Consider the following 26,508-nt stretch of genomic DNA (forward strand, 5'->3'; position numbering starts at 1 on the left):
TTGGTGTTCATGTGACCACGCAGCGTCACTGAGCCCGCTCCCCGGGGCCGGCCGGGGTCAGTCCCGGCGGGTGCGGCGCGGGTTGGCCAGCAGGCGGGCGACGGCGCGCGCGGCGCTCTCGGCCGTGGACTCGTCGCGGGACGTGCTGGGCGACTCGTGGGTGGTCCGGGGGGTCTGGGCGTTGTCCTCCATGCGCTGCAGCGTGCCCTACCGGAGGCGGCGGAAACCGGCGCGTCCCCGAACGGGGCTGAGAGACGCGTCACCGTGCCGGGCTCAGTGCGCGTGATGGGTGTCGGGCAGTGGCCGGTTCACCCGCCGGGCGGCGCGTGGGCCGGTGGCGACCAGGACGACCACCCAGGCCAGCACGGCCAGCCCCACGATGAAGAAGCTCGGCGGCAGGTTCACCATCGCCGCCAGCACCAGCCCGCCCCAGACCGAGCCGAGCGCGAGGGCGACGGAGAGCGCCGCCACGCGCGCCGGCCGGGCGGTGAGGCGCAGCGCCGTCGCGGCCGGCGTCACCACGAGCGCGAACAGCAGCAGCGTGCCGACCACCTGCACGGCCATCGTGATGGTCAGCGCCAGCAGGACGACGAAGGCCAGGCCGAGCGCCCGGACGGGGACGCCGCGCGCCTCGGCCACGGCGGGGTCCACCGAGGCGAACACCAGCGGGCGGGCGATGACGGCCAGCACCAGCACGACGAGCGCGGTGAACGCCGCGTAGACGGTGAGCTGGTCGCCGGTGATGGCCAGCAGGTTGCCGAACAGCACCGCCGTCGTCGTGCTGGCGTTCGCGCTGGCCAGGGAGGCGAACAGCACGCCCAGCGCCGTCGCCAGCGCCAGGATCGTGCCCGTGGCCATCTCCCGGTCGGCGACCCGGCGCCCGAGCAGGCCGATGAGCAGCCCGCCGCCGAGGCAGAAGACGGCCAGGCCGAGGGTGACGGGCGCCCCGACGAGGATCGCCCCCGTTGCGCCGGGGAAGCCGATGTGGGCCAGCGCGTGCGCGGCGAAGGCGTTCTGCCGGGTGATGACGAAGTAGCCCAGCAGCCCCGCGGCGACGGCGACCAGCGAGCCGCCGATCATCGCGTTCTGCATGAAGGGCGCCTGCAGCACCTGCAGCCAGTTCGACTGGAACTCCACGGCGGCGAAGGCGCCGGTCATCGCTGGGGGTCCCGCCACGCGGCGCGGGTGAACAGGTCGCCCTGGGCGGTCCGCACGACGCCCACCGGGGTGCCGTAGAGGTGCGTGAGCAGCTCCTCCTGCACCACGTCGGTGATCGGGTCGTGGTGCGGGTGGCCGTCCAGCAGGTAGATCGCCTCGGTGAGCACGGGGAGCAGGGGGTTGAGGTCGTGGGCGACGACCATCACCGTCACGTCCCGCTCCCGGTGCAGCTCGCCGAGCAGCTGCACCACCTCCTGCTGGTTGCGCAGGTCGAGGTTCGCCAGCGGCTCGTCGAGCAGCAGCAGTTCGGCGTCGTCGACGATGGCCTGCGCGATGGCCACCCGCTGCTGCTGGCCGCCGGAGATCTCCGACATGCGCCGCTCCGCGAAGCCGGTGGCGCCCACCCGCTCGAGCGCGGAGTCCACCCGCGCCCGCTCCTCGGCCGACGTGCGGCGCAGGCCGAAGCGGTTGCCGGTCAGGCCCAGGGTGACCAGGTCCCGGCAGCGGATCGCGTCGCCGAGAGCGGCGGTGTAGTTCTGCGGCACGTAACCGATGCGGCGGTTCCCGCGGCGCGGCGGGGCGCCGAGCACCTCGACCCGGCCGCCGGCCACGGGCAGCAGGCCCAGCGCCACCTGGAAGAGGGTGGTCTTGCCGGCCCCGTTGGGGCCGATCACGCCGACGACGGCGCCGGCCGCCACGGTGAGCGTGCCGTCGGACCACACGGTGCGACCCCCGCGGGCGACGCTGACGTCGTCGAGGACCAGGGCGGCGGGGCGGCTCACGGTGCGATCGGGAGCGCGTCGCTGCGCCGGGAGGGCTGCCACGCGAGGGAGGAACCCCTCCCCGCAGCGCAGGATTCCGCGCCCGGGGAGGCTGCCGGTCCGGCGGTGGCGCCCGTGGGGACGCCGGCGGGTGGACGACGGACCGGCACGGGCACTCCTACGACTGACAATGATTGTCACTCGCAAGTATGGCCGACGCGTGCACCGGCCCGGCACGCGGGTGCGCGCCCGCGAGCCGGCCCGGCGCCGCGGTCAGACGTCGGGTGTGTCGGCGCCGCCGCCCGTCGCGTCGGTGCGGCCCTCGGCCGGCTCCTCCGGATGCGGGGTGCGGCCGCTGCCGGTCTCCTCGCCGGCCGGGTCGCCCTCGGCGCGCTCGGCGCTGTGCGGCGTGCGCTGGGGTTCGCTCATCGGGCTCCTCCTCGGGGATCGGGTCGGGGAACCTGTGCCCGGTCCTCCGGCGGGCGAACCGCTGGTCAGCCGACCGGGGTGGCGGCGGGGACGCGTGGGAGCAGCCGCCGCACGGCGTCGTCGTCGGGCAGTGCGCCGCGCGCTCCGGGGCCGGTCGTGGACAGCGCCGCGGCGGTGACGGCCTGCCGCACGGCGTCGGCCAGCCCGGCTCCGGCGGCCAGCGCCTGCCCGAGGGCGCCGGCGAAGCAGTCCCCCGCGCCGGTGGTGTCGACGGCGGTGACCGGCGGCGGCGCCTGCAGCAGCGCCGGCCCGTCGCCGGGCACGACGAGGGCGCCGCGGGCGCCCAGGGTGACCACGACCGCCCCCGCGGTCAGCCGGCGCGCGAGGTCCACCAGCTCGGCGGGGGAACGCTCGCCCGGCTCCGCGCCGGCCAGTTGCACCAGCTCGTGCTCGTTGGGCAGCAGGACGTCCACCCGCTCCAGCAGCGCGGCCGGCAGCGGCCGCGGCGGCGCCGGGGTGAGCACCACCGTGCCGGTGGCTGCCCGCGCCACCGCCTCGACGGTCGGCAGCGGCACTTCCAGCTGGAGCAGCACCACCCGCGCCGAGCGCACCGAGGGCGTGTCGACGTCGGCCGGCGTCAGCTCGGCGTTGGCCCCGGGGACCACGACGATCAGGTTCTCCCCGCCGGCCTCCTCGACCGGGATGGTCGCGGTACCGGTCGGCGTGCCGGTCGTGCGCAGCACCCGGCTGACGTTCACCCGGGAGCCGGCCAGCGCGGCCAGCTGCCGGTCGCCGGCCGGGTCGTCCCCCACCCGCCCGACCATGTGCACCCCGGGCCCCAGCAGGCCGGCGGCCGCGGCCTGGTTGGCGCCCTTCCCGCCGGGCGCCAGGGTGGCGGACCGGGCCACCACCGTCTCCCCGCGGCCGGGCAACCGGTCGACGGCCACCAGCACGTCCTCGTTCAGGCTGCCGACGACGGTGACGGACACGGGGACCTCCGGAGTGCGGGACGACGCACCAGCAGTACCAGACGCGGTTTCCCCCGAGCGGCGCCGCGGTACGGGGGGACGACGACCGAGCGGAGGACCGATGACCACCGAGGAACCCGACGACGTCCGGCGCGAGTTCCAGGCGGCGGTGAACATGACCGCCGGCGAGCTGGCGGAGTGGCTGGCGACCGAGGAGTCGCAGGCCGTCGGTCAGAAGGACGGCGACGAGGAGTCCACCGGCCACGCCTCGGGCCGGCGCATCGTCGAGCTGCTGCGGACGAAGGAGGACGACCTCACCGACGACGACCCCGCCCACATGCGGAAGGTCCACGGCTACGTGGCCCGCCACCTGGCCCAGCGGCCGGCCCAGGAGGACGTCGAGACCTCCCGGTGGCGGCATTCCCTGATGAACTGGGGACACGACCCGATGAAGAAGGGCTAGGCCACCCGTGCGAGATTCCGTCCGGCCGCGCAACGACCCCGCCCAGTACGAGGACCTCGTCGACCAGTGGTGGGAGCCCTCCGGCGGCTTCGCGGCCCTGCACTGGCTGGCGGCCTCGCGGGCCGAGCACATCCCGCCCGCGGCCGCGCCCGACGCGCTGCTGGTCGACCTCGCCTGCGGCGGCGGGCTCATGGCGCCCCACGTGGCCCGCCTGGGTTACCGGCACGTCGGCGTCGACCTCGGGCTCGAGGGCCTGCGGACGGCGCGTAGCCACGGCGTCCTGCCGGTGCGCGGGTCCGTGCTCGCCGTACCCCTGGCCGACGGCTGCGCCGACGTCGTCGTCGCCGGCGAGATCCTCGAGCACGTCGAGGACGACGTCGCGGTGCTCGCCGAGTGCGCGCGCCTGCTGCGGCCCGGGGGCGTGCTGGTGATCGACACGCTCGCCGACACCCGCATCGGCCGCTTCCTCACCGTGACCGTCGCCGAGCGGCTGCCCGGCGGCCCGCCGCCCGGCATCCACGACCCGGAGCTGTTCGTGGACCGCGAACGGCTGCTGGCCGCGGCCGACCGGCTGGGGCTGGACCTGCGCCTGGTCGGCCTGCGGCCCTCGCTCCGCGACGCGGTCGCCTGGCGCCTGGGCCGCCGGGGCGGTGTCCGGATGAAGCCGATCCGGTCCACGGCGGTCGTCTTCGCCGGGTACGGGCGGAAGCGGTGAGCGGGCGACGGCGCGGTCGCGCACGTACCGTCGAGCGCATGATCTCGAGCAGCTCCGCCGAGGAGTCGCGCCCGTGACCGCGGCCGTGCTCACCGGGGCCGGTGCCGCGCTGCCCACCACGCTCGACCAGGAGGACGCCTGGGAGGGCTTCTTCGCCCAGCACTACGAGGGCGTGCGCGCGGCCCGCCGGATCTTCCTGGGCGCGGGCGTCCGCCGGCGCCACGCGGTGGCCAACCCGATGGACGAGGACCTCAGCGGCTGGGGCACCGGCGCGCGGATGGCCCGGTACATCCAGGAGGCCCTCCCGCTGGGCAAGCAGGCCGTCGCCGGTGCGCTGGACGCCGCCGGTCTGGCTCCGGGCGACGTCGGGCTCTTCGCCGTCGCCACCTGCACCGGCTACGCCACCCCGGGCCTCGACATCCGGCTGGCCAGCGACCTCGGCATGCCGGCGGGCCTGCAGCGGCTGCTCGTCGGGCACATGGGCTGCTACGCGGCGATCCCGGGGCTGGCGGCCGTCGGCGACTTCGTCACCGCCCGGTCGCGGCCGGCGGTGCTGCTGTGCTGCGAGCTGACCAGCCTGCACGTGCAGCCGGCCCAGGCCGACCTCGAGCAGGTGGTCGCGCACGCGCTGTTCTCCGACGCCGCCGCGGCCGTCGTCGTCGAGCCCGGCGCCGCCCGCGGGCACCGGCTGGCCGGCATCGTCGCGCGCACCGATGCCTCCACCGCCGACCACATGACCTGGGACGTCACCGACCTCGGCTTCCGCATGGGGCTGTCCCCACGGGTCCCCGACGTGCTGTCGCGGCACGTCGGCGACGTCGTCGACGAGCTGCTGACCGAGGCGGGCCTGCGGGCCGAGGACGTCGCCGGCTGGGCCGTGCACCCCGGCGGCCCGCGGATCATCGACGTGGTCCGCGACGAGCTGGGGCTGCGCGAGGAGCAGGTGGGCGCCTCCCGCCGGGTGCTCGCCGAGCACGGCAACTGCTCCTCGGCCACCGTCCTGCTGGTGCTGCAGGAGCTCGCCGACGTCGACGGGCCCATCGTGGCGATGGCCTTCGGCCCGGGCCTGACGCTGTACGCGGCGCTGCTGCTGCCGGCCTGACCCCTGTCGGACCGGCGCGGCCGGTCCTACTCTCCGCCCTAACCGCGACGCCGCGGTGGGGGGAGGGAATCCGTGGAGCCGTCCCCCGCGCGCGTGCGGGTCTTCCTCGTCGACGACCACGAGGTGGTCCGCCGCGGCGTGGCCGAGGTGCTGGAGGACGATCCGGCCCTCGCCGTCGTCGGGGAGGCCGGCACGGTCGCCGAGGCCCTGGCGCGGGTGCCGGCGGTGCGTCCCGACGTCGCCGTCCTGGACATGCGGCTGCCCGACGGCGACGGCGCCTCGCTCTGCCGGGAGCTGCGCGGCCGCGTTCCCGGGCTGCGCTGCCTGGTCCTCACCAGCTACGCCGACCGGACCGCGCGCGACGACGCGGTGCGGGCCGGGGCGGCCGGGTTCCTGCTCAAGCAGGTGCGCGGCTCCGCGCTGGTGTCCGCGGTGCGCACCGTGGCCGCGGGCGGCACCGTCCTGCCCGACGGTCCGCCGCCCCCGGCCCGGCCCGGCCGGGACCGGCTGGCCGCCCTCACCGACCAGGAGCGCATCGTCCTGCGGCTGATCGGGGAGGGGCTGACCAACCGGCAGATCGGCGAGCGCATGGGGCTGGCCGAGAAGACCGTGAAGAACTACACCAGCCACCTGCTGGCCAAGCTGGGGCTGGAGCGCCGCACCCAGGCCGCGATCCTCGCCACCGAGCTGCGCGATCCCCGCCCCCCGGGCCGCTGATCCGGGGGTGGCGCGCGGGTCAGCCCGGCAGCGGCACCGACCACTGGATCTCGGTCCCGGAGGGCCCCGCCGTCACCGTCATCCGGCCACCCCGCCGTTCGGCGCGGTCGGCCAGGTTCGCCAGGCCGCTGCGCACGGTCACCGCCGGCAGCCCGCGGCCGTCGTCGGTGACGACGACGCAGACGGCGTCGGTGAGCGCGACCTCCACCGTCACCCGGGTCGCGCCGGCGTGCCGCACGACGTTGGTGACCAGTTCCCGGACGACCGCCGTCAGGTCGCCGGCCAGCTCCGCGGGCAGGTCCTCCACCTCGCTGCGCACCCGCAGGTCCGGGCGCAGCCCGTGCCCGTCGGTGACCGACCGCACCACCTCGGCCAGCCGCTGCCGGACGGCCGCCGCCGAGGAGTCCTGCGCCACGTGCAGCTCGAAGATGGAGGCGCGGATGCGGGCGATCGTGCCGTCGAGCTCGTCGACGCGCTGGGCGATGTGCTCGGCGGCCTGGGGCGCGGACTCCTCCAGCGAGCGGCCGAGGCGGTCCAGCGCCAGCGCGGTGGCGAAGATCCGCTGGACCACGTGGTCGTGCAGGTCGCGCGCGATCCGCTCGCGGTCGGCCTGGACCTGCAGCCGCTGCTCGCGCTGCTGGCTGCGCACCAGCTCCATCGCCACGGTCGCCTGGGTGGCGAACGCCGCGGCCGGCTCCAGCACCTCGGGGTCGAAGGGTGGTCGGCCGCGGGTCCGCAGGGCGACGAGCGTGCTCGTCGGGAAGGGCCCGCCGAGGGGGAGGAACAGCGCCGGGCCGTACCGGTGGGTGATCGCGTCGATGACCTTGGCGCGCGTCGTCCTGGACGGCGGGGTCGCGGCGTCGTCGACCAGCTGCGGCCGGCCCGACCGGTGCGCCGCTCCCAGGTGGGTGTCGGCCAGCGGGATCAGCAGATCATGGGCGTCCTCGGCGGCCGGGCCGACGGCGGCTGTGATGGTGAGGGTCTCCGCATCGCCGGGCACGGGCACCAGCAGCCCGACGGCGTCCGCGTCCGACAGCTCGGCGACGCGGGCGGCGGCGGCCTGCAGCACCTCGTCGGCCGGCACGCCCGAGAGCAGGGCCGTCCCGATCTCGGTGCCCGCCTGGGACCACGCGCGACGCTTCTCGGCGCGTTCCAGCAGCCGGGCGTTCTCGATCGCCAGCCCCGCCACCGCGGCCAGCCCCTGTGCCACCTCGAGGTCGGCCTCGGTGAAGGCGGTTCCGGTGCGCTTCTCGGTGAGGTAGAGGTTGCCGAACACGGAGTCGCGGACCCGGACCGGCACGCCCAGGAAGGACTGCATCGGCGGGTGCCCGGGCGGGATGCCCACGGACGCCGGGTGCTGCCCCAGATCGGCCAGCCGCAGCGGCGTGGGCTGCTCCACCAGCAGGCCGAGGATGCCCGTACCGGCCGGGGAGCGGCCGATCCGCTCGTGGTCGTCGGTGCTCATCCCCACGGTGACGAACCGGTCCAGCCCGCTGCCGTCGGAGGTGAGCACACCGAGGGCGCCGTAGCTCGCGTCGACGTGCCGGACCGCCGCCTCGACGATCTCCCGCAGGGTCGCCTCCAGTTGCCCGCCGGAGGCGGCGGCGCGCAGCGCGGCGGTGAGCGCCGTGGCGTCGTCGGTCATCGCGGCTCCGGAGGTCGGGCGGGGGCACGGCCCGACCGCAGGAGCGACGACGCCGGCGGGGGAAGCGCTGAGCCCATCGTGGTGCGAAACGTGGTCGTCCCAATAGGGACCAAAGACCCGGCACCGGATCGGGCACCGCCCCCCGGACGCGACGAGGCCCCGGTCGGATCGACCGGGGCCTCGGGACGTCGTGGAGCGGGTGACGAGAATCGAACTCGCACTGTCAGCTTGGGAAGCTGATGTTCTACCATTGAACTACACCCGCGAACGGCGACAAGACTACCTTGCCGCCTCCCCGCAGCGACAGCCGCCTCCGGTCGGCGGCGCATCCCCGCGCGACTCCGGTGGTCTCCGGGCGCAGCTCCTCCGCCGTCGCGGACGAGCGGTCGGGCGACACCTAGACTCCGCGCCATGCTGCTGAGCGACCGCGACATCACGGCCGCGATCGCCGGGGGACGCCTCGGCATCGAGCCCTACGACCCGGGGCTGGTGCAGCCGTCCAGCATCGACGTCCGGCTGGACCGCTTCTTCCGGGTCTTCAACAACTCGCGGTACACCCACATCGACCCGGCGGAGCAGCAGGACGACCTCACGACGTTGGTCGAACCCGAGGGCGACGAGCCGTTCGTGCTGCACCCGGGCGAGTTCGTGCTCGGCTCCACGCTCGAGGTGATCAGCCTCCCCGACGACCTGGCGGCGCGGCTGGAGGGCAAGTCCTCGCTGGGCCGGCTGGGGCTGCTCACCCACTCGACGGCGGGCTTCGTCGACCCCGGGTTCTCCGGGCACATCACGCTGGAGCTCTCCAACGTGGCCAACCTGCCGATCACGCTCTGGCCGGGCATGAAGATCGGCCAGCTGTGCATGTTCCGGCTGACCAGCCCGGCCGAGCACCCCTACGGCTCGGCGGTCTACGGCTCCCGCTACCAGGACCAGCGCGGCCCCACGCCGTCGCGGTCGTTCCGGAACTTCACCCGCGCGGAGACGCGTCGTCCCGCCTCGCCGGAGAGCTGACCGGCGGCTCCACCCCGGCGACCTCGATCGCGCCGGTGGTCCGTGCGGGTGCGCCCGGGGCGGGCAGCCACCGGCCGATCTCGTCGTCGACGTACCGGTCGCGGGTCACCAGCCAGCCCAGCGCCCACAGCCCGGCGACGCCGGCGAGCATCAGCACGAACATGCCGTCGTAGCCACCGGTGGCTCCCCGCAGCACGCCGACGATCAGCGGCCCGACGCCGGCGATGAGGTAGCCCCAGCCCTGGACGACGGTCGACAGCGCCGCCGTCGTCACCGGTGTCCGCGCCCGCATGCCGAGCAGGGTGAGCACCATCGCAAAGGTGCCCAGCCCGATGCCCAGCAGCACCATCCACAGCCACGGCGCGGCCAGCGGCGCCGTCCAGAGGCCGATCCAGCCGACGGCGTAGCAGGTCATGAAGAAGCAGAGCAGCGGCCACTGCACGCGCGGGCGCACGGTGAGGACCGGCACGATCGCGTTCACCGGGATCGCGACGATCGAGTTGATGCCCAGCAGCAGGCCCGCGGTGGCCGCGCTGAGCCCGGCGTCCCGCAGGAACTGGGGCGACCACCCGATGATCACGTAGGCCTGCATCGACTGGAGGCCGAAGAACACCAGCAGGGCGAGCGCCAGCCGGCTGTGCCGGATCGCCCGCAGCGGGACGGCGACGTGCGCGTCCCGTGACGCGCCCGGTGCCGAGGGCACGCGCAGCCAGGGCAGCGCGGCGGCCAGGGCCAGCACCGCCCAGACGCCCAGCGCCCAGCGCCAGCCCTCCGGGCCCGCGGCGTCGGCGATCGGCTGGGTGGCGACGGCGGCGACGGCCGCGCCCACGCTCAGCGCGGTGCTGTAGGCGCCCACCAGCAGGCCGGTGCGGTGCGGGAAGTAGCGCTTGACCAAGCTGGGCAGCAGCACGTTGCCCAGGGCGCCGCCGGCCATGGCCATGACCGTGCCGACGACGAACAGCCAGAAGGACCCGGCGGCGCTGCGCAGGACCAGCCCCGCGGCCATGGCCAGCATCGCGCCGGCCAGCACGTGCGAGTCGCGGAAGCGGGCCGACAGCGGCGGCCCGGCGAAGCCGAGGACCGCGAAGCAGAGCACCGGCAGGGAGGTGACCAGCCCGGCCAGGCTGCTGGAGAGGCCGAGGCCGTCCTGGATCTCCTGGAGGACCGGGCCGACGCTGTTGACCGCGGTGCGCAGGTTCAGCCCGGTGAGCACGATCGCCACGGCGATGAGCGCCGGGCCGCGGGCGGACGTCCCCTCGGCCGGTGGTGCGGGGGCGGAGGGGGCGGGGCGGCTCACCCGGAAAGCGTCCTCCATGACCGGTCGCACATCGACCCCGGGTGGGTGTGCCGGGCAACCATCCGCGTCCCCGGCGCACGCCGGACGGCGACGGCGCGCGCCCCCCGTGCGGGGGACGCGCGCCGTCGTCGTGCGGTGCGGTGGTTCGACCGGGCGTGGCGCCCGGTCGGTCAGGTGGTCGGCCCGTGCTCCGTGGCCGCCGAGCCCTCGCCGGCCGGGTCGGCACCGGGTGCGGTCCCGACGTCGGGACCGGAGTCCGCGCCCTGGGCGGAGACCGCCACCGGCTGCATCGAGCGCAGCAGGATCTGGCTGACGTCGAGCACCTCGACGTGCTCGGCCGCCTCGCCGTTCTGCTTCTTGGAGGTCAGCGCGTCGCTCAGCATCGTGATGCAGAACGGGCACGCGGTGGAGATGACGTCGGGATCGAGCTCGAGGGCCTCCTCGGTGCGCTCCATGTTGATCCGCTTGCCGATCTTCTCCTCCATCCACATGCGGGCACCGCCGGCGCCGCAGCAGAAGCCGCGGTCCTTGCAGCGGTGCATCTCCTGGGTCGACAGGCCCTGCACGGAGTCGAGGATCTCCCGCGGGGGCGTGTAGACCTTGTTGTGCCGGCCCAGGAAGCACGGGTCGTGGTAGGTGACCTTGCGGTCGACCGGCGTGACCGGGGTCAGCCGGCCCTCCTCCACCAGCTTGCCGAGCAGCTGGGTGTGGTGCACGACCTCGTACTCGCCGCCGACCTGCGGGTACTCGCGGCCCAGCGAGTTGAAGCAGTGCGGGCAGGTCGCGACGATCTTGCGGGTGCCGGGCACCCGGCCCTCGAAGACGCCGTTGAGGGTCTCGACGTTCTCCATGGCCAGCTGCTGGAACAGGAACTCGTTGCCCATGCGGCGGGCCGGGTCACCGGAGCAGGTCTCCCCGTTGCCGAGGACGGCGAACTCGACGCCGGCCGTGTTGAGCAGCTCGGCGACGGCCTTGGTGACCTTCTTGGCGCGGTCGTCGACGGCGCCGGCGCAGCCGACCCAGAACAGGTACTCCACCTCGTGCGGCAGCGGGCCGTCGGCCACGCGGACGTCGAAGTCGAGCTCCTTGATCCAGTCCTCGCGGACGTTGCCGCCCATGCCCCACGGGTTCCCGCGCTTCTCGAGGTTGGTCATCATGACGCCGGCCTCGGACGGGAAGTTGGACTCGATCAGCACCTGGTAGCGGCGCATGTCCTCGATGTGGTCGATGTGCTCGATGTCGACCGGGCACTGCTCCACGCAGGCGCCGCAGTTGGTGCAGCTCCACAGGACGTCGGGGTCGATGACCCCGCCCTCCTCGAGGGTGCCGACCAGGGGGCGGTGCGCCTGCGCGTCGTTGGTGCCCTCGATGCGCGCGTAGCCCGACGCCCAGACCTGCTCGTCGCTGGGCTTGAGGAGGTCGTAGTCCGGTGTGGTCTCGGACGCGGTCTTCTCGCCGAGCAGGTACGGGGCCTTGGCGTACAGGTGGTCCCGCAGGTCCATGATCACCATCTTCGGCGACAGGGGCTTGCCGGTGTTCCACGCCGGGCACTGGCTCTGGCACCGCCCGCACTCCGTGCAGGTGGTGAAGTCGAGCATCCCCTTCCAGGTGAAGTCCTCGATCTTGCCGCGGCCGAAGACGTCGTCCTCGCCCGGGTCCTCGAAGTCGATCGGCTTGCCACCGGAGGTCATGGCCGGCAGCGGGCCGAGCGCCGGGGCGCCGCTGGTGCCCTCCCGCTTGAAGTAGATGTTCGGGAAGGCGCTGAACCGGTGCCAGGCAACGCCCATGTTGAGGGTGCGACTGAGCACGACCAGCCAGGTCAGCGACACCACGATCTTGATGAACGCGATGATGGAGACCAGGTCCGGGTTGTCCGGGAAGAAGGTCGACAGCGCGCTGGACACCGGATGCGACCAGGTGGGCGCGTAGTCCAGGCCGGAGGCGATCTTCGCCGCGCGGATGCCCAGGATGCAGAGGCCGACCAGCAGGACGACGGACTCGACGAAGTAGGCGCGGCCCTCGTTGGATCCGGCGAACCGGCTGCTCCGGCCCTTCCGGCGCGGGTGATCGCGCTGACGGAGGGCGATCAGCACGAGGATCCCGACGACCGTGCCGGTGCCGATGATGTCGACGAAGAGGTTCCACGCGCTCCACGCACCGATGAGGGGCAGGTGGAACGCCGGGTTGAAAACCTCGGCGAACGCCTCGACCAGCGTGAGGAACAGGCCGTAGAAGCCGACGAAGACGAACCAGTGGGCGATCCCCTGGGGTGTCCACTTGAGCATCCGGGTGTGCGCCAGCGACTCGACCACCAGCGTCTTCATGCGCGGCCAGAACGGGCCGAAGCGGGTGCCGTCGGGCTGGCCGGTGCGGATGATCCGCACCATCGCCCGGACGGCCCGGTAGGCCATCACGGACGCGACGATCAGGAACAGGACGCTGATCGTCCCCAGGACGATCTGCAGCGGGCCCGTCATGTTTTCCCCTCCCGTACGCCTTGGCGGCGTCGGCTGACCCCCCGTCGGCCACACGGGCGACGGGGCTGGTTGTGGTGCGCGCGCCGATGCACCGGCGCTCGAGCCGGCGCGCGGATCGCATGCGGACAGCGCTGCCCGCACTGCGACGCACGATAGCGGGCGTGCCGACGCTCCTCGCGGGTGATGGCAGCGCGCCGCTCGCGGGTGCCCGGCCGTCACCGTGCACTGCGCCGAGGAGGGTCCGGGCGGCGGTGGTCCTCAGCGGGAACCCCCGGGAACACGATCCGGCTCCCTGCCGTTAGGGTGGGCAGGAAAGTTGAGCGAACCCGGCGCAAGGAGAGCGTGCCGCCCGGGTCCTCGGCTTCCCCCACGGACCAGTACCACCCCAGCACACGGAAGAGAGGCCATCTCCATGGCTCGAGCTGTCGGTATCGACCTCGGCACCACCAACTCCGTCGTCACCGTCCTGGAGGGCGGCGAGCCGACGGTCATCGCCAACTCCGAAGGCTCGCGCACCACCCCGTCGGTCGTCGCCTTCGCCAAGAACGGCGAGGTCTTCGTCGGCCAGTCGGCGAAGAACCAGGCCGTCACCAACGTCGACCGCACCATCCGGTCGGTCAAGCGCCACATGGGCACGAACTGGGCCACCGACGAGATCGACGGCAAGAAGTACACGCCGCAGGAGATCTCCGCGCGCATCCTGCAGAAGCTCAAGCGGGACGCCGAGACCTACCTGGGCGAGCCGGTCACCGACGCCGTCATCACCGTCCCGGCCTACTTCGAGGACGCGCAGCGCCAGGCCACCAAGGAGGCCGGTGAGATCGCGGGCCTCAACGTCCTGCGCATCGTCAACGAGCCCACCGCCGCCGCGCTGGCCTACGGCCTGGACAAGGGCGAGACCGAGCAGACGATCCTCGTCTTCGACCTCGGTGGTGGCACCTTCGACGTCTCGCTGCTCGAGATCGGCGACGGCGTCATCGAGGTGAAGGCCACCGCCGGTGACAACCACCTCGGTGGTGACGACTGGGACCAGAAGGTCATGGACCACCTGGTCAAGACGTTCAACGCCTCCAACGGCATCGACCTGTCCAAGGACAAGCTGGCCATGCAGCGGCTCCGCGAGGCCGCCGAGAAGGCCAAGATCGAGTTGTCGGGCGCCCAGTCGACCAACATCAACCTGCCCTACATCACCGCCGGGGCCGAGGGGCCGCTGCACCTCGACGTCACGATCACCCGCGCGGAGTTCCAGCGGATGACCCAGGACCTCCTGGACCGGGCCCGGGCGCCGTTCAACCAGGCGATCCGTGACGCCGGCATCTCGGTCGGCCAGATCGACCACGTCGTCCTGGTGGGTGGCTCGACCCGCATGCCGGCCGTCTCCGACCTGGTGCGCGAGCTGACCGGGGGCAAGGAGCCCAACAAGGGCGTCAACCCCGACGAGGTCGTGGCCATCGGTGCCGCGCTGCAGGCCGGTGTCCTCCGGGGCGAGGTCAAGGACGTCCTGCTGCTCGACGTCACCCCGCTGTCCCTGGGCATCGAGACCAAGGGCGGGATCATGACCAAGCTCATCGAGCGCAACACCACGATCCCGACCAAGCGCTCCGAGATCTTCACGACGGCCGACGACAACCAGCCGTCCGTGCAGATCCAGGTGTTCCAGGGCGAGCGCGAGATGGCGATGTACAACAAGAAGCTCGGCATGTTCGAGCTGACCGGTCTGCCCCCGGCGCCGCGCGGCGTCCCGCAGATCGAGGTGGCCTTCGACATCGACGCCAACGGCATCGTCCACGTCCACGCCAAGGACCTCGGCACGGGCAAGGAGCAGTCGATGACCATCACCGGCGGCTCGGCCCTCCCGAAGGAGGACATCGAGCGGATGATGAAGGACGCCGAGGCGCACGCCGAGGAGGACAAGAAGCGCCGCGAGGAGGCCGAGACCCGCAACCTCGCCGAGTCGCTGCAGTACCAGACCGAGAAGTTCCTGGCCGAGAACGGCGACAAGATCCCGGCCGAGAAGAAGGACGAGCTCGGCGAGGCGCTGACCGAGCTGCGCAGCGCGCTGGGCGGCTCCGACATCGAGGCGATCAAGTCCGCGCAGGAGAAGGTGGCCCGCGTGTCGCAGGAGGTCGGCGGGGCGCTCTACGCCCAGCAGGCCGAGGCGGCCGGCGGAGCGCCCGGTGCCGAGGCCGGTAGCGGCGCGGCGCAGGGCGGCGCGACGGCGGCCGACGACGACGTCGTCGACGCCGAGATCGTCGACGAGGGCCCGGACGAGGGCGCGGACCGCCGATGAGCGCCGGGGACGAGCAGCCGCGGGTGGTCATCCGTGACAAGCGGCGGATCGACCCCACGACTGGCGCAGTACGGACGCCGGCCGGCGAGCAGCCGGCCGGCGTCCGGCCCGGCACCGACCTCCCAGGGGAGCAGATGAGCGAGCACGAGACGCCGGTCACCGAGCAGGCGCCGCAGGAACCCACCGCACCGCAGCAGACCGCCGACGGCGGCGAGCTGGCGCAGCAGCTGGCCGAGCGCACCGAGGACCTGCAGCGGGTCACGGCCGAGTACGCCAACTACCGACGGCGGATCGACCGCGACCGGACGCTGGTCGTCGACCAGGCGGCCGAGCGGTTCGCCACCCAGCTGTTCCCGATCGTCGACGACATCGAGCGGGCCCGGGACCACGGTGACCTCACCGGGGCCTTCAAGCTCGTGGCCGACCGCATCCTGGGCCTGCTCGACGGCCTGGGCGTGGAGGCCTTCGGGGTGGCCGGCGACCCGTTCGACCCGTCGCTGCACGAGGCCGTCATGCACGACACCTCCGCCGAGGTGAGCGTGCCGACGGCGACCACGGTGCTCCGGCAGGGCTACCGCCGGGGCGACCGGGTGCTGCGGACGGCGATGGTGGCCGTCACCGAACCCGAGTCCCCGGCTCCCGCCGCGGCTGCCGAGCCGCAGCCGCCGGCACAGCCGCAGGACGGCGACGACGCCGGCCAGGCGCCCGGCTGAACCGCACGACAGCGACGAGAGGGGGCGTCCGATGAGCACCCGTGACTTCATCGAGAAGGACTACTACGGCGCGCTCGGCGTCCCCCAGGACGCCGACGCCGCCGCGATCAAGAAGGCCTACCGCAAGCTGGCCACGGAGCTGCACCCGGACAAGAACCCGGGGAACACCGAGGCCGAGACCCGCTTCAAGGAGGTCTCCGAGGCCTACGACGTCCTCTCCGATCCCAAGCGGCGCGGGGAGTACGACGAGGCGCGGCGGCTGTTCGGTGCCGGGGGCGCCGGTGCCCGGGCCGGGTTCCCCGGCGGTTTCCCCGGGGCGGGCCCCGGCGGCCAGCCCTTCGACCTCGGCGACCTCTTCGGCGCGGCCGGTGGCGGCGCCGGCGCCCGTGGGGCCGGCGGGCTGGGCGACATCCTCGGTGGCCTCTTCGGGGGTGCCGGCGGTGGCGCCCGCGCCCGCAGCCAGGCGGCGTCCGGTCCCGCCCGGGGCCAGGACGTCGAGACCGAGGCGACCCTCTCCTTCGAGGAGGCCGTCCTCGGGGTGACGGTGCCGCTGCGGATGCAGAGCCCGGGCAGCTGCCCGACCTGCGCCGGCAGCGGCGCCAAGCCGGGCACCAGCCCGCACACCTGCCCGGTCTGCCAGGGGGCGGGGGTGACCAGCCGCAGCCAGGGGGCGTTCGCCTTCTCCGAGCCGTGCCGCAACTGCCGCGGCAGCGGTCAGGTGGTCGACGACCCCTGCCCGACCTGCGCCGGCAGCGGGATCACCAGCCAGACCCGGACGATCACCGTGCGGATCCCCTCCGGGGTCAAGGACGGTCAGCGCATCAGGCTGCCCGGGAAGGGCGCGCCGGGCCGGCGCGGCGGGCCCGCCGGTGACCTGTTCGTCGTCGTGCACGTCTCCGAGCACTCGCTGTTCGGCCGCAAGGGCGACGATCTGACGCTCACCGTGCCGATCACCTTCCCCGAGGCGGCGCTGGGCACCACGCTCACCGTGCCGACCCTGGACGGCACCGTGTCGCTCAAGGTGCCGGCCGGCACCGCGAGCGGCCGCACGCTCCGGGTGCGCGGCCGCGGTGCGCCGGGGAAGAGCCGCACCGGCGACCTGCTGGTCACCGTCGAGATCGCCGTCCCCGCGCGGCTGACCCCGGCGCAGCGCAAGGCCGTCGAGAACCTGGCCGAGGAGATGACCGAGGACCCGCGCCCGCAGATCACCGCCGCGGTGCGGGCGGGAGGTGAGGGATGACCATGCCACCGGGAGGACCCCTCGGGATCGCGGGTCGGGCCGTCGCGGAGGACGCGCCGGTCTTCGTGATCTCCGTGGCCGCCGAGCTGGCCGGCATGCACGCCCAGACGCTGCGGCAGTACGACCGCCTGGGGCTGGTCAGCCCCGGGCGGACGCCCGGCGGCGGGCGGCGGTACAGCCCGCGCGACGTCGCGCTGCTGCGCGAGGTCCAGCGGCTGAGCCAGGAGGACGGCGTCAACCTGGCCGGCATCAAGCGGATCATCGACCTCGAGTCGCAGGTCGAGGCGCTGCAGGCGCGGGTGCACGAGCTGCTCGCGGAGCTGCAGCACGCCGAGAACCGGCGGATGGCGGCGGAGGCCGCGGTTCCGGCGGCCTACCGGGCCGACCTCGTCCCGCACCGGCGGCCGAGCTCCGCCCTGGTGGTCTGGCGACCGGGCGGTGCCCGATGAGCGATCCGGGAACCGGCTCCCACGCCGCGTACGTCGCGCTGGAGCGCGAGATCGGCCTGCTGCTGCGGCGCTCGCGGGCGATCTCCGCCCGCCTGGCCCGCGAGCTGCACCCGGACCTGGACGGCGCGGCGTACGGGCTGCTGGCGCTGCTGCAGGACGCCGGTCCGCTGCGGGCGAGCGACCTGGTGGCCCGGCTGGGGCTGGACAAGAGCACCGTCAGCCGGCAGCTCTCCAGCCTGGTGGACCTCGGGCTGGTGGACCGGGCCGCGGACCCGGACGACGGGCGGGCGCAGGTGCTGACGCCGTCGACGGAAGGGGCGGCCCGGCTGGCCCGCATCCGCACGGCGCGGCGCGCCCGCTGGGAGAGCGACCTGGCCGGCTGGCCCGCCGAGGACGTGGCCACGCTCGCCGCCCTGCTCGAGCGGCTCAACCGGATCGGCGAGGCGCGCGAGGCCGAGTCGAAGGGCTGATCCGCAGGGCCTGACCGACCCGGGCACCGGTGACGGGACGCACAGGCGTCAACCGTTGTAGACCGCAACCATATAGGCGTATGGTTTCGGTCTACAAGTAGTTGTCGCCCCAAGGACCTCGTCAATGCCCCTCAGCCCCGCCACCCGGGACCGCCTCATGGTCGGCGTCGCCCAGCTCATCCGTGCCGGACGGCACCTGAGCTCGCGCGCCGCCACCCAGCTGCACGGTGACCTGCCGTCGTTCGGCTGGGCCCTGCTCCTCCCGCTCGAACGCGACGGCGACCTGCGCTGCAGCGCCCTGGCGGGCCGGGCCGGCATCGCCGTCTCCGTCGCCAGCCGGCAGCTCGGCGCCCTCGAGCGCGCCGGCTACCTGCTGCGCCGCCCGGACCCCCACGACGGCCGCGCCGCCCTCTTCAGCCTCACCGAGCGCGGGGCCCAGGCGCTCGCCACCTCGCGCGCGCTCCGCTCGGAGTGGGCGGAGACCGCCCTCGGCGACTGGGCCGAGGACGACGCCCAGCGGCTCGCCGCACTGCTCGAGCGCCTGGTCGGCGACCTCGACGTCGTCACCGCCCACCCGCGCACCGAGCCCGTGGCGGCCGCCGGATGACCGCCGGGCCCCCGCTCGCTTCCCACCCCGCACCAGCACCGTTCAGGAGTCCCGTGAGCACCGTCCAGACCTCCGCGCCCGAGGCGCCCGTCGAGCAGCAGGGGAGGATGACCCACCGCCAGGTGCTGGAGGCGCTCTCCGGCATGTTGCTGGCGATGTTCGTGGCGTTCCTGTCCTCGACCGTCGTCTCGAACGCGCTGCCGACGATCATCACCGAGCTGCGGGGGACGCAGAACCAGTACACCTGGGTGATCACGGCGACCCTGCTGGCCTCCACGGCGTCCACGCCCGTCTGGGGCAAGCTCGCCGACCTGTTCAGCAAGAAACTGCTGATCCAGCTGTCGATCGTCATCTTCATCGTCGGGTCGATGCTCGCCGGGCTCGCCCAGTCGGTGGACACGCTGATCGCCTGGCGGGTGCTGCAGGGCCTCGGCCTCGGCGGCCTCCAGGCGCTGGTGCAGATCGCGATGGCCGCGATGATCAGCCCGCGGGAGCGCGGCCGCTACTCCGGGCTGCTGGGCTCGGTCATGGCGGTGGCCACCGTCGGCGGCCCGCTGCTGGGCGGCCTGCTGGTCGACACCAGCTGGCTCGGCTGGCGCTGGTGCTTCTACGTCGGCGTGCCCTTCGCCGCCGTGGCCCTGGTGCTGCTGCAGCGCACCCTGCACCTGCCGCTCACCAAGCGGGACGTCACGATCGACTACCTCGGGGCGGCGTTCCTCACCGCCGCCGTCTCCGGGCTGCTCATCTGGGTCACCCTGGCCGGTAGCAGCTTCGAGTGGGCCTCGACGGAGACGGCGATCTTCCTCGCCGGCTCGTTCCTCGCGGTCGTCGCCTTCCTGATCACCGAGACGCGCGCGGCGGAGCCGATCGTGCCGCTGCGGCTCTTCCGGGACCGCACCACGACCCTGGCGATCATCGCCAGCATCGCCGTCGGCGTCGCGATGCTCGGCTCGACGGTGTTCCTCGGCCAGTACCTGCAGATCGCCCGCGGCTACTCGCCCACCGAGGCCGGTCTGCTGACCATCCCGATGGTCGGCGGCCTGCTGATCTCCTCGACCGTGTCCGGCCTGCTCATCACCCGTTTCGGCCGGTGGAAGATCTTCCTCTCCACCGGGACCGTGCTGGTCGTCGCCGGCTTCGGGCTGCTCGCCACGATCGACCACCGGACCGACATGGTCCTGCTGTGCACCTTCCTGTTCGTGCTGGGCGTGGGCATCGGCATGAGCATGCAGAACCTCGTCCTGGCGGTGCAGAACACCGTGGCGGCCACCGACCTCGGGGCGGCCAGCTCCGCGGTGGCGTTCTTCCGCAGCCTCGGCGGCACGGTGGGCGTCTCGGTCCTCGGTGCGGTGCTCAGCAACCACGTCGCCGACCTGATCCGGGACGGTCTGGCCGGCATCCCCGGTGCGGCCGGGGCGGCCGCCGCGGGCGGCGGGGACATCGGCCTGGCCGACCTGGCCGACGCGCCCGCTCCGATCCAGGAGCTCATCCGCACGTCCTACGGCGACGCGACCGGCCGGGTCTTCCTGATCTCCGCCATCGTGGCGGCCATCGCGGTTCTCGCCGTGCTGTTCGTCCGCGAGGTAGCGCTGCGCACCGAGACCGGCGACGAGCGCTCCGCGGCCGAGCGGACCGACCGGGTCCGCATCGACACCGACGCCATCGAGGGCCGGAACCCCGACGGCGAGCGCGCCGACGAGGTGGCGCACGCCGGATCCGGGCCCGCCGCCCGCTGACGACGGCCCCGGACGGCTCCTCGTCCGGGGGGCCGGTGGACCGGCGACGGCCCGCCTCCCTGACCGGGAGTCGGGCCGTCGTCGGGTTCACCGCTGCGCGGGGGTCACCCCTCCAGCGCGGCGTCCAGGGTGATCTCGGTGCCGGTCAGGGCCTTGCTCACCGGGCAGCCCGCCTTGGCGGCCTGCGCGGCCTTGTCGAAGCCGGCGGCGTCGAGGCCCTCGACCTCGCCGCGCACGGTCAGCGTGATGCCGGTGATGGCGGGGGCGCCGTCCCGCTGGCCGAGGGTGACGTCGGCGGAGACGTCGAGGGACTGCGGCGTCCCGCCGGCCTTGCCGATCTCGCTGGACAGCGCCATCGCGAAGCAGGCCGAGTGGGCCGCGGCGATGAGCTCCTCGGGGCTCGTGGTGCCGCCGGCCTCGTCGGCGGTGCGCTTGGGGAAGGACACCTCGTAGGTGCCGATCTTGGAGCTGGAGAGCTCCACCTGCCCCGAGCCCTCCTGGAGCGTGCCGTTCCAGGCGGTACGAGCGGTACGAGTGGGCATGTGCGCCCCTTCCGGGCCGTGGCCGCCTCTGGTTCGGGCGGCGCCGTGGCCGCCCTCCTACCCGCCCGGCGGGAGCCCTACCGTCCGGAGTCCGGCCCGTCCTCGGCCGTCGCGCTGCCGTTGACCCGTTCGGTGAGCAGCCGGAGGCGGCTCTTCAGGTCGTCGAACTCGGTGGTGTCGAAGCCGATGGCGTTGATCATCTCCTCGGAGATGGCCTCGGCCTTGTCCTGCAGCGCCCGGCCGGCGCCGGTGAGTGCGATGGAGACCGATCGCTCGTCCTCGACCCGGCGGTGCCGGGTGACCAGGCCCGCGGCGGTGAGCCGCTTGAGCAGGGGGGAGAGCGTGCCGCTGTCCAGGGCGAGCCGCGCCCCGAGCTGGCCGACGGTCTGGTTGTCCTGCTCCCAGAGCAGGAGCATCACCAGGTACTGGGGGTAGGTCAGACCGATCGCGTCGAGCATGGGGCGGTACCGCGCGGTCACGGCCCGGGAGGCTGCGTACAGCGCGAAGCACAGCTGGTCGTCGAGCGCCGCGCTCGGAGCCGGCAGAACGGTCATGCCTCGAGTCTAGGCGGCCGGACGGCACCCATCGGGACCTTCCGCCCTTGTGTGGCCCGAACGGGCGGTTCGCCGGCTGAGGGCCTCGCGCGGGAAGATCCACGGACGTGGCAGAGTTGAGCGGAACAGACTCAACCTCTGGATCGTTGGGGCAGGCAGAGACGCCGGCCAGGGACGGGCGGCGTGCCGGGAAGACGAAAGGACGTGCGCGGAAGCATGGAGAGCAAGCTCACGACCCGTTCGCAGGAGGCCGTCGCCGGCGCCCAGCGCCTGGCCGTCGGCCGGGGTCAGGCGGCCCTCGAGCCGCTGCACCTGCTGGTCGCCCTGCTGGAGCAGACCGATGGCATCGCCGGCCCGCTGCTGACCGCCGTGGGTGCCGATCCGCTGGACGTGCGCAGCAAGGCCGACGCGGCCCTGCGCCGGATGCCGAGCGTCAGCGGGTCGACGGTCTCGGCGCCCACGCCGTCGCGGGAGTTCCTGCGGGTGATCAACGCCGCGGGGGAGCAGGCGAGCGCTCTCGGTGACGAGTACGTCTCCACCGAGCACCTGCTGGTCGGGCTGGCGGGCTCCGAGGGCGAGGCCGGTGCCGTGCTGACCGGCTCGGGCGCCACCCGGGACGCGCTGGTCGCCGCCTTCCGCACCGTGCGCGGCAACCGCAAGGTGACCACGGCCGACCCGGAGAGCACCTTCCAGGCGCTGGAGAAGTACGCCGTCGACCTCACCGAGCGCGCCCGCGAGGGGAAGATCGACCCGGTCATCGGCCGGGACACCGAGATCCGCCGGGTCGTGCAGGTGCTCTCGCGGCGGACCAAGAACAACCCCGTCCTCATCGGCGAGCCGGGCGTCGGCAAGACGGCGATCGTCGAGGGCCTGGCCCAGCGGATCGTCGCCGGTGACGTGCCGGAGAGCCTGAAGGGCAAGCGCCTCATGGCCCTGGACCTCGGTTCGATGGTCGCGGGCGCGAAGTACCGCGGCGAGTTCGAGGAGCGGCTCAAGGCCGTCCTGCAGGAGATCACCGACGCCGAGGGCGAGGTCGTCACCTTCATCGACGAGCTGCACACCATCGTGGGGGCCGGCGCGTCCGGCGACTCGGCCATGGACGCCGGCAACATGATCAAGCCGATGCTCGCCCGGGGCGAGCTGCGGATGGTCGGCGCCACGACGCTGGACGAGTACCGCGAGCACATCGAGAAGGACCCCGCCCTGGAGCGCCGCTTCCAGCAGGTCTTCGTGGGTGAGCCCTCGGTCGAGGACACCATCGGCATCCTGCGCGGGCTCAAGGAGCGCTACGAGGTGCACCACGGTGTCCGCATCACCGACGGCGCGATCGTCGCTGCGGCGACCCTGTCGGACCGGTACGTCACGTCCCGGTTCCTGCCGGACAAGGCGATCGACCTTGTCGACGAGGCCGCGAGCCGGCTGCGCATGGAGATCGACAGCCGTCCCGTCGAGGTGGACGAGGTGGAGCGCGCCGTGCGGCGGCTGGAGATCGAGGAGATGGCGCTGGCCAAGGAGGACGACGCGTCGTCCCTCCAGCGGCTGGCCGCGCTCCGCGAGGACCTCGCCGACAAGCGGGAGCAGCTCGCCGAGCTGACCGCCCGCTGGCAGCAGGACAAGAGTGCGATCGGCCGGATCCAGCAGATCAAGGAGGAGCTGGAGCGGGCGCGCCTGGAGGCCGAGCGGGCCGAGCGGGACGGCGAGCTCGCCAAGGCCGCCGAGCTCCGCTACGGCCGGCTGCCGCAGCTGGAGAAGGCGCTCACCGAGGCGGAGTCCTCGGTCGAGACCGGCGACTCCATGCTCAAGGAGGAGGTCGGCCCCGACGACATCGCCGAGGTCGTGCAGGCCTGGACCGGCATCCCCGCGGGCCGGCTGCTCGAGGGCGAGACCCAGAAGCTGCTGCGGATGGAGGAGGGCCTCGGCGCGCGGGTCGTCGGCCAGCCCGACGCCGTGCGCGCGGTCTCCGACGCGGTGCGCCGGGCACGCTCCGGCGTCGCCGACCCCGACCGGCCCACCGGGTCGTTCCTCTTCCTCGGCCCCACCGGCGTCGGCAAGACCGAGCTGGCCAAGGCGCTGGCGGAGTTCCTGTTCGACGACGAGCGCGCCATGGTGCGCATCGACATGAGCGAGTACTCCGAGAAGCACTCGGTGGCCCGGCTGGTCGGTGCGCCCCCCGGCTACGTCGGCTACGAGGCCGGCGGCCAGCTCACCGAGGCGGTCCGGCGCCGCCCCTACACCGTCGTCCTGCTGGACGAGGTGGAGAAGGCGCACCCCGACGTCTTCGACGTGCTGCTGCAGGTGCTCGACGACGGCCGGCTCACCGACGGGCAGGGCCGGACGGTGGACTTCCGGAACACGATCCTGATCCTGACGTCGAACCTCGGGTCGCAGATCATCGCCGACCAGTCGGTGCCCGAGGTCCGGCGGCGCGAGGCGGTGCTGGAGGTCGTGCGCTCGCACTTCAAGCCCGAGTTCCTCAACCGGCTCGACGACGTCGTGGTGTTCCGGGCGCTGGGCACCGACGAGCTCGGCGGGATCGTCGACATCCAGGTCGACGTCCTCGCCCGCCGGCTGGCGGCCCGACGGCTGACCCTCACCGTCACCGACGCCGCGCGCGAGTGGCTCGCCCTCAACGGGTTCGACCCCGTCTACGGGGCTCGGCCGCTGCGCCGGCTGGTGCAGTCGGCCATCGGCGACCAGCTGGCCAGGGCGCTGCTCGCCGGTGACATCCGGGACGGCGACGAGGTCGTCGTCGACTGGTCGGCCGGCGCGGCCGACACCGGGCTGCAGGTCACCCGCGGCTAGCGGTGGGCGCGGGGCCACCTCCGACGGGGCTGGCCCCGCGCGCCACGCTGGTCCCCCGTGCCGCGGTCGTCCATGATCGCGGCGATGACGGACCGAGGGACGGAGGCGCGATGACGGCGGGTCAGGGGGACCATCAGGGCCGGCCCGAAGGGGAGGGCGGGCAGCAGCCCGGCTGGCCTCCTCCGCCGCCGCAGGGTCAGCCTCCGTACGGCGCCGGTCCCTACGGGCAGGAGCCGCAGGGCCGGCCGCCGTACGGGCCGGGCCAGCCGCCCTACGGGCAGCACCCGTACGGCTACGCGCCCGCCCCGGCGGCGCCCGGCTGGGACCCCGACGCCCCGGCGCCCATGGAGCGCCCGGTGACGGTGCGCGCCGGGATCGGTGCCTTCGTGGCCGCGCTCGTGCTCAGCGCCGTCGGCACCGGCGCCATGCTGCTCAACTGGGACCGGTTCACCGCCTGGATGATCGCCGAGTCGGGCACGGACCTGGACAGCGCGGAGTTCGAGGGGCTGGACACCGAGGCGTTCACCCAGCTGACGCTGCAGGTGACCGTCGCCGTCTCGGTCGTCGTCCTGCTGCTGCAGGCGCTGTTCCTCTGGTTCGCCTGGCAGGGCCGCAACTGGGCCCGGGTCGTGCTGTGGGTGCTCGGCGGGCTGACGCTGCTGTCGGTGCCGTTCAGCGCCGGGAGCAGCGGGCCGCTGCCGTTCGTCACCGCGCTCACCTGGTTCCAGATCGCCCTCACCGCGGTCGGCGTCGTGCTGCTCGCGGCGAAGGCGTCCAACGACTGGTACCGCTTCCGCAAGTGGCAGTTCGCCACCGGCCGGCACTGATCAGGCCGCTGCGGCCCCTCCGTCGCGCCCGGCCGCCAGCCAGTCGCGCGTCGTGCGCGCCACCAGGCTGGTCGCGGCGGCGACCGACAGCACCAGGAGCAGCAGCGAGACGACGGTGATCCCACCGGTGGACAGGATCGCCGACACCATGAGCAGCGCGAGCAGGACCGACGCGACCAGGCCGCTCCAGCGCGCCCACGACCGGCCGGTGGACAGCGCCCAGGCCGAGACGGCGTACATCAGCCCGATCAGCCCGGGCACCGTGGTGTTGATGACCAGGTACTGCCGGGCCTGGTCCTGGGTGAGACCGGCGTCGGTGAGCGCCGTGACCAGACCGTCCCAGCCGAGGAAGGTGATCACCACGTAGAGCAGGATCAGGACGGCGAGGGTGGCCAGCAGTGCGACGGCGACCCGGACCGACGCCGGGGTCGGGGCACCGCTGGCGGGATGGGGGAGGGGAGAGGCCGGCACCGGCCCAGCCTGGCAGATCGCGCAGCCCCGCCCGGAGCGGCGCCGGTACCGGCGGTCGGATTTCCCGGTCCCGGGCGGAACCGCCGACGGCCCCGGCCGAGAATGACCGACGGGAGACCGACGTCGCACGCACGAAGGACAGGAGCACCACCATGAAGCGCCCCCTTCCCCGCGGCGTCCTGCTCACCGCCGTCCCCACCCTGGCGATCGCGCTCAGCGCCTGCGACTCCGGCGACACCGCCGGGAGCAGCCCCGCCGCGCCCGGCACCAGCAGCTCCCCGGCCGCGGAGAGCCCGGCCGCGGAGAGCCCGGCCGTGCCCGTCTCCGACGAGCCGTTCGGCGAGGGCTGCGCGGCCGTGCCCGCCGAGGGCCCCGGCAGCTTCGCGGGCATGCGCGCCGCCCCGGTCGTCACCGCGGCCGGCAGCAACCCCGCGCTGTCCACCCTGGCCCAGGCCGTCCGGGCCGCCAGCCTGGTGGACACCCTGAACAGCACCGGCGACGTCACCGTGCTGGCGCCGGCCGACACCGCCTTCGAGGCGTTCCCGGCCGACGACCTGGCCGCGTTGCTGGCCGACACCCCGCAGCTCACCGCGGTGCTGACCCACCACGTCGTCCCCGGCCGGCTGTCCCCGGACGAGCTGGCCGGCACGCACACCACGCTGAACAACGACCAGGTGACCATCGAGGGCTCCGGTGCGGACTTCACCATCGGCGCCGACGCCACCGTCCTGGGCCAGGCGGAGGCCGCGGTCATCTGCGGCAACGTGCAGACCGCCAACGCCACCGTCTACGTCATCGACCAAGTACTCGCCCCCACGGACTGATCCGCGGCGCAGCAGAGCCGTCGCCCGACGCCCAGGCGAGGCCCGCGTACAGCCCGGTCCAGACGATGCCGAAGGCCTGCGGCGGCGGGTACCAGGACGGCTTGTCCAGCGACCGGAACCACCGGCTGCCGGGATCGGTGGCCAGCGCCCCGACGACGGCGGCCGCCGCCGGCCCGGCGGCGGCGAGGAGACGGGTGCGCAGCGACATGCCCCGATCCTGGCCCTCAGTAGGGTCGGGTG

At 73.9% G+C, this 26,508-nt stretch carries 27 protein-coding genes and 1 tRNA gene; 15 read left to right on the forward strand and 13 right to left on the reverse strand.

All coding sequences use genetic code 11. The features are described from left to right. Positions 1-57: 57 nt before the first annotated feature. The 5 genes from ACI790_RS17440 to ACI790_RS17460 all read right to left on the reverse strand — a co-directional run bounded on the left by ACI790_RS17440 (position 58) and on the right by ACI790_RS17460 (position 3,337). Positions 58-192, reverse strand: coding sequence for a hypothetical protein (locus tag ACI790_RS17440; RefSeq protein WP_456571057.1), 135 nt, complete (start codon positions 190-192; stop codon positions 58-60). 81 nt (positions 193-273) lie between these two features. Beyond that, on the reverse strand, positions 274-1,158 hold the full coding sequence (locus ACI790_RS17445) for a metal ABC transporter permease (protein WP_456571058.1): 885 nt from the start codon (positions 1,156-1,158) through the stop codon (positions 274-276). Beyond that, entirely contained in the window at positions 1,155-1,940 is a 786-nt protein-coding gene (locus ACI790_RS17450; protein ID WP_456571059.1) for a metal ABC transporter ATP-binding protein, read from the reverse strand. Before ACI790_RS17450 ends, ACI790_RS17445 begins: the two co-directional genes overlap by 4 nt. Positions 1,941-2,192: 252 nt before the next feature. Beyond that, positions 2,193-2,348: a hypothetical protein gene (locus tag ACI790_RS17455; RefSeq protein ID WP_456571060.1), complete on the reverse strand. Its 156-nt coding sequence runs from the start codon at positions 2,346-2,348 to the stop codon at positions 2,193-2,195. Between the two features lie 65 nt (positions 2,349-2,413). Further along, on the reverse strand, positions 2,414-3,337 hold the full coding sequence (locus ACI790_RS17460; protein ID WP_456571061.1) for a ribokinase: 924 nt from the start codon (positions 3,335-3,337) through the stop codon (positions 2,414-2,416). A 100-nt stretch (positions 3,338-3,437) separates the two neighbouring features. Here ACI790_RS17460 and ACI790_RS17465 point away from each other — a divergent pair, with 100 nt between their 5' ends. From ACI790_RS17465 to ACI790_RS17480, 4 genes are all read left to right on the forward strand, one after another. Then, on the forward strand, positions 3,438-3,779 hold the full coding sequence (locus tag ACI790_RS17465) for a DUF3140 domain-containing protein (protein ID WP_456571062.1): 342 nt from the start codon (positions 3,438-3,440) through the stop codon (positions 3,777-3,779). A gap of 7 nt (positions 3,780-3,786) precedes the next feature. Next, positions 3,787-4,494 (forward strand): methyltransferase domain-containing protein, encoded by a 708-nt coding sequence (locus ACI790_RS17470; protein ID WP_456571063.1) that lies wholly within the window; start codon positions 3,787-3,789, stop codon positions 4,492-4,494. Between the two features lie 73 nt (positions 4,495-4,567). Then, positions 4,568-5,596, forward strand: coding sequence for a type III polyketide synthase (locus tag ACI790_RS17475; RefSeq protein WP_456571064.1), 1,029 nt, complete (start codon positions 4,568-4,570; stop codon positions 5,594-5,596). Between the two features lie 72 nt (positions 5,597-5,668). Beyond that, positions 5,669-6,313, forward strand: a complete 645-nt coding sequence (locus tag ACI790_RS17480; protein ID WP_456571065.1) for a response regulator transcription factor — start codon at positions 5,669-5,671, stop codon at positions 6,311-6,313. Between the two features lie 19 nt (positions 6,314-6,332). On the opposite strand, the gene ACI790_RS17485 is transcribed toward ACI790_RS17480, so the two are convergent. Next, a complete protein-coding gene (locus ACI790_RS17485; protein ID WP_456571066.1) occupies positions 6,333-7,958 on the reverse strand; it encodes a GAF domain-containing protein in 1,626 nt (541 codons plus the stop codon). A 191-nt stretch (positions 7,959-8,149) separates the two neighbouring features. Further along, a tRNA-Gly gene (locus ACI790_RS17490) sits at positions 8,150-8,223 on the reverse strand. Between the two features lie 146 nt (positions 8,224-8,369). Between ACI790_RS17490 and dcd the strand changes: the two genes are divergently transcribed. Beyond that, positions 8,370-8,969, forward strand: coding sequence for a dCTP deaminase (gene dcd / locus ACI790_RS17495; protein ID WP_456571067.1), 600 nt, complete (start codon positions 8,370-8,372; stop codon positions 8,967-8,969). Here the strand turns inward: dcd and ACI790_RS17500 are convergent. Both ACI790_RS17500 and ACI790_RS17505 read right to left on the reverse strand, forming a co-directional pair. After that, on the reverse strand, positions 8,926-10,266 hold the full coding sequence (locus ACI790_RS17500; RefSeq protein ID WP_456571068.1) for an MFS transporter: 1,341 nt from the start codon (positions 10,264-10,266) through the stop codon (positions 8,926-8,928). The two genes, dcd and ACI790_RS17500, sit on opposite strands and share 44 nt — an antisense overlap. A gap of 170 nt (positions 10,267-10,436) precedes the next feature. Beyond that, positions 10,437-12,743, reverse strand: a complete 2,307-nt coding sequence (locus ACI790_RS17505) for a (Fe-S)-binding protein (protein ID WP_456571069.1) — start codon at positions 12,741-12,743, stop codon at positions 10,437-10,439. A gap of 412 nt (positions 12,744-13,155) precedes the next feature. Between ACI790_RS17505 and dnaK the strand changes: the two genes are divergently transcribed. The 7 genes from dnaK (at position 13,156) to ACI790_RS17540 (ending at position 20,248) form a co-directional block, all read left to right on the forward strand. Next, positions 13,156-15,033, forward strand: coding sequence for a molecular chaperone DnaK (dnaK, locus tag ACI790_RS17510; RefSeq protein ID WP_456571070.1), 1,878 nt, complete (start codon positions 13,156-13,158; stop codon positions 15,031-15,033). Then, a complete protein-coding gene (grpE, locus tag ACI790_RS17515) occupies positions 15,030-15,746 on the forward strand; it encodes a nucleotide exchange factor GrpE (RefSeq protein WP_456571071.1) in 717 nt (238 codons plus the stop codon). Before dnaK ends, grpE begins: the two co-directional genes overlap by 4 nt. 31 nt (positions 15,747-15,777) lie before the next feature. Continuing rightward, on the forward strand, positions 15,778-16,986 hold the full coding sequence (dnaJ, locus tag ACI790_RS17520) for a molecular chaperone DnaJ (protein WP_456571072.1): 1,209 nt from the start codon (positions 15,778-15,780) through the stop codon (positions 16,984-16,986). Positions 16,987-16,988: 2 nt separating this feature from the next. Next, positions 16,989-17,435 (forward strand): heat shock protein transcriptional repressor HspR, encoded by a 447-nt coding sequence (locus ACI790_RS17525; protein ID WP_456571073.1) that lies wholly within the window; start codon positions 16,989-16,991, stop codon positions 17,433-17,435. Continuing rightward, entirely contained in the window at positions 17,432-17,905 is a 474-nt protein-coding gene (locus tag ACI790_RS17530; protein ID WP_456571074.1) for a MarR family winged helix-turn-helix transcriptional regulator, read from the forward strand. Before ACI790_RS17525 ends, ACI790_RS17530 begins: the two co-directional genes overlap by 4 nt. A 124-nt stretch (positions 17,906-18,029) precedes the next feature. After that, the gene (locus ACI790_RS17535; RefSeq protein WP_456571075.1) at positions 18,030-18,512 is read left to right on the forward strand and encodes a MarR family winged helix-turn-helix transcriptional regulator; all 483 of its coding nucleotides are present in this window, start codon (positions 18,030-18,032) and stop codon (positions 18,510-18,512) included. Between the two features lie 53 nt (positions 18,513-18,565). Then, complete coding sequence (locus ACI790_RS17540; protein ID WP_456571076.1) at positions 18,566-20,248, forward strand: MFS transporter; 1,683 nt, start codon at positions 18,566-18,568, stop codon at positions 20,246-20,248. A gap of 104 nt (positions 20,249-20,352) precedes the next feature. Here the strand turns inward: ACI790_RS17540 and ACI790_RS17545 are convergent, their stop codons facing one another. Both ACI790_RS17545 and ACI790_RS17550 read right to left on the reverse strand, forming a co-directional pair. Beyond that, positions 20,353-20,790, reverse strand: coding sequence for an OsmC family protein (locus tag ACI790_RS17545; protein ID WP_456571077.1), 438 nt, complete (start codon positions 20,788-20,790; stop codon positions 20,353-20,355). Between the two features lie 77 nt (positions 20,791-20,867). Continuing rightward, on the reverse strand, positions 20,868-21,344 hold the full coding sequence (locus ACI790_RS17550) for a MarR family winged helix-turn-helix transcriptional regulator (RefSeq protein WP_456571078.1): 477 nt from the start codon (positions 21,342-21,344) through the stop codon (positions 20,868-20,870). A 216-nt stretch (positions 21,345-21,560) separates the two neighbouring features. Between ACI790_RS17550 and clpB the strand changes: the two genes are divergently transcribed. Continuing rightward, positions 21,561-24,146, forward strand: a complete 2,586-nt coding sequence (gene clpB, locus ACI790_RS17555; protein ID WP_456571079.1) for an ATP-dependent chaperone ClpB — start codon at positions 21,561-21,563, stop codon at positions 24,144-24,146. 110 nt (positions 24,147-24,256) lie between these two features. After that, entirely contained in the window at positions 24,257-24,973 is a 717-nt protein-coding gene (locus tag ACI790_RS17560; RefSeq protein ID WP_456571080.1) for a hypothetical protein, read from the forward strand. Here the strand turns inward: ACI790_RS17560 and ACI790_RS17565 are convergent, their stop codons facing one another. Then, the gene (locus ACI790_RS17565; RefSeq protein ID WP_456571081.1) at positions 24,974-25,444 is read right to left on the reverse strand and encodes a hypothetical protein; all 471 of its coding nucleotides are present in this window, start codon (positions 25,442-25,444) and stop codon (positions 24,974-24,976) included. Between the two features lie 152 nt (positions 25,445-25,596). Between ACI790_RS17565 and ACI790_RS17570 the strand changes: the two genes are divergently transcribed. Next, a complete protein-coding gene (locus tag ACI790_RS17570) occupies positions 25,597-26,268 on the forward strand; it encodes a fasciclin domain-containing protein (protein WP_456571082.1) in 672 nt (223 codons plus the stop codon). Here ACI790_RS17570 and ACI790_RS17575 read toward each other — a convergent pair. Continuing rightward, positions 26,237-26,476 carry a tryptophan-rich sensory protein gene (locus ACI790_RS17575; protein WP_456571083.1) on the reverse strand — a complete coding sequence of 80 codons (240 nt, stop codon included), beginning with the start codon at positions 26,474-26,476 and terminating at the stop codon, positions 26,237-26,239. The two genes, ACI790_RS17570 and ACI790_RS17575, sit on opposite strands and share 32 nt — an antisense overlap. Positions 26,477-26,508 lie beyond the last annotated feature (32 nt).

Source organism: Blastococcus sp. SYSU DS0539, assembly GCF_054050855.1.

What these genes read in the sequence shown, in the direction of transcription:
- ACI790_RS17505 (WP_456571069.1), bottom strand. Translation starts at nt 12,743, where the DNA reads ATGACGGGCCCGCTGCAGATCGTCCTGGGGACGATCAGCGTCCTGTTC.
- dnaK (WP_456571070.1), top strand. Translation starts at nt 13,156, where the DNA reads ATGGCTCGAGCTGTCGGTATCGACCTCGGCACCACCAACTCCGTCGTC.
- ACI790_RS17440 (WP_456571057.1), bottom strand. Translation starts at nt 192, where the DNA reads ATGGAGGACAACGCCCAGACCCCCCGGACCACCCACGAGTCGCCCAGC.
- ACI790_RS17455 (WP_456571060.1), bottom strand. Translation starts at nt 2,348, where the DNA reads ATGAGCGAACCCCAGCGCACGCCGCACAGCGCCGAGCGCGCCGAGGGC.
- dnaJ (WP_456571072.1), top strand. Translation starts at nt 15,778, where the DNA reads ATGAGCACCCGTGACTTCATCGAGAAGGACTACTACGGCGCGCTCGGC.
- ACI790_RS17560 (WP_456571080.1), top strand. Translation starts at nt 24,257, where the DNA reads ATGACGGCGGGTCAGGGGGACCATCAGGGCCGGCCCGAAGGGGAGGGC.
- ACI790_RS17465 (WP_456571062.1), top strand. Translation starts at nt 3,438, where the DNA reads ATGACCACCGAGGAACCCGACGACGTCCGGCGCGAGTTCCAGGCGGCG.
- ACI790_RS17530 (WP_456571074.1), top strand. Translation starts at nt 17,432, where the DNA reads ATGAGCGATCCGGGAACCGGCTCCCACGCCGCGTACGTCGCGCTGGAG.
- dcd (WP_456571067.1), top strand. Translation starts at nt 8,370, where the DNA reads ATGCTGCTGAGCGACCGCGACATCACGGCCGCGATCGCCGGGGGACGC.
- ACI790_RS17575 (WP_456571083.1), bottom strand. Translation starts at nt 26,476, where the DNA reads ATGTCGCTGCGCACCCGTCTCCTCGCCGCCGCCGGGCCGGCGGCGGCC.
- ACI790_RS17445 (WP_456571058.1), bottom strand. Translation starts at nt 1,158, where the DNA reads ATGACCGGCGCCTTCGCCGCCGTGGAGTTCCAGTCGAACTGGCTGCAG.
- grpE (WP_456571071.1), top strand. Translation starts at nt 15,030, where the DNA reads ATGAGCGCCGGGGACGAGCAGCCGCGGGTGGTCATCCGTGACAAGCGG.
- ACI790_RS17545 (WP_456571077.1), bottom strand. Translation starts at nt 20,790, where the DNA reads ATGCCCACTCGTACCGCTCGTACCGCCTGGAACGGCACGCTCCAGGAG.
- ACI790_RS17550 (WP_456571078.1), bottom strand. Translation starts at nt 21,344, where the DNA reads ATGACCGTTCTGCCGGCTCCGAGCGCGGCGCTCGACGACCAGCTGTGC.
- clpB (WP_456571079.1), top strand. Translation starts at nt 21,561, where the DNA reads ATGGAGAGCAAGCTCACGACCCGTTCGCAGGAGGCCGTCGCCGGCGCC.
- ACI790_RS17535 (WP_456571075.1), top strand. Translation starts at nt 18,030, where the DNA reads ATGCCCCTCAGCCCCGCCACCCGGGACCGCCTCATGGTCGGCGTCGCC.
- ACI790_RS17570 (WP_456571082.1), top strand. Translation starts at nt 25,597, where the DNA reads ATGAAGCGCCCCCTTCCCCGCGGCGTCCTGCTCACCGCCGTCCCCACC.
- ACI790_RS17525 (WP_456571073.1), top strand. Translation starts at nt 16,989, where the DNA reads ATGCCACCGGGAGGACCCCTCGGGATCGCGGGTCGGGCCGTCGCGGAG.
- ACI790_RS17485 (WP_456571066.1), bottom strand. Translation starts at nt 7,958, where the DNA reads ATGACCGACGACGCCACGGCGCTCACCGCCGCGCTGCGCGCCGCCGCC.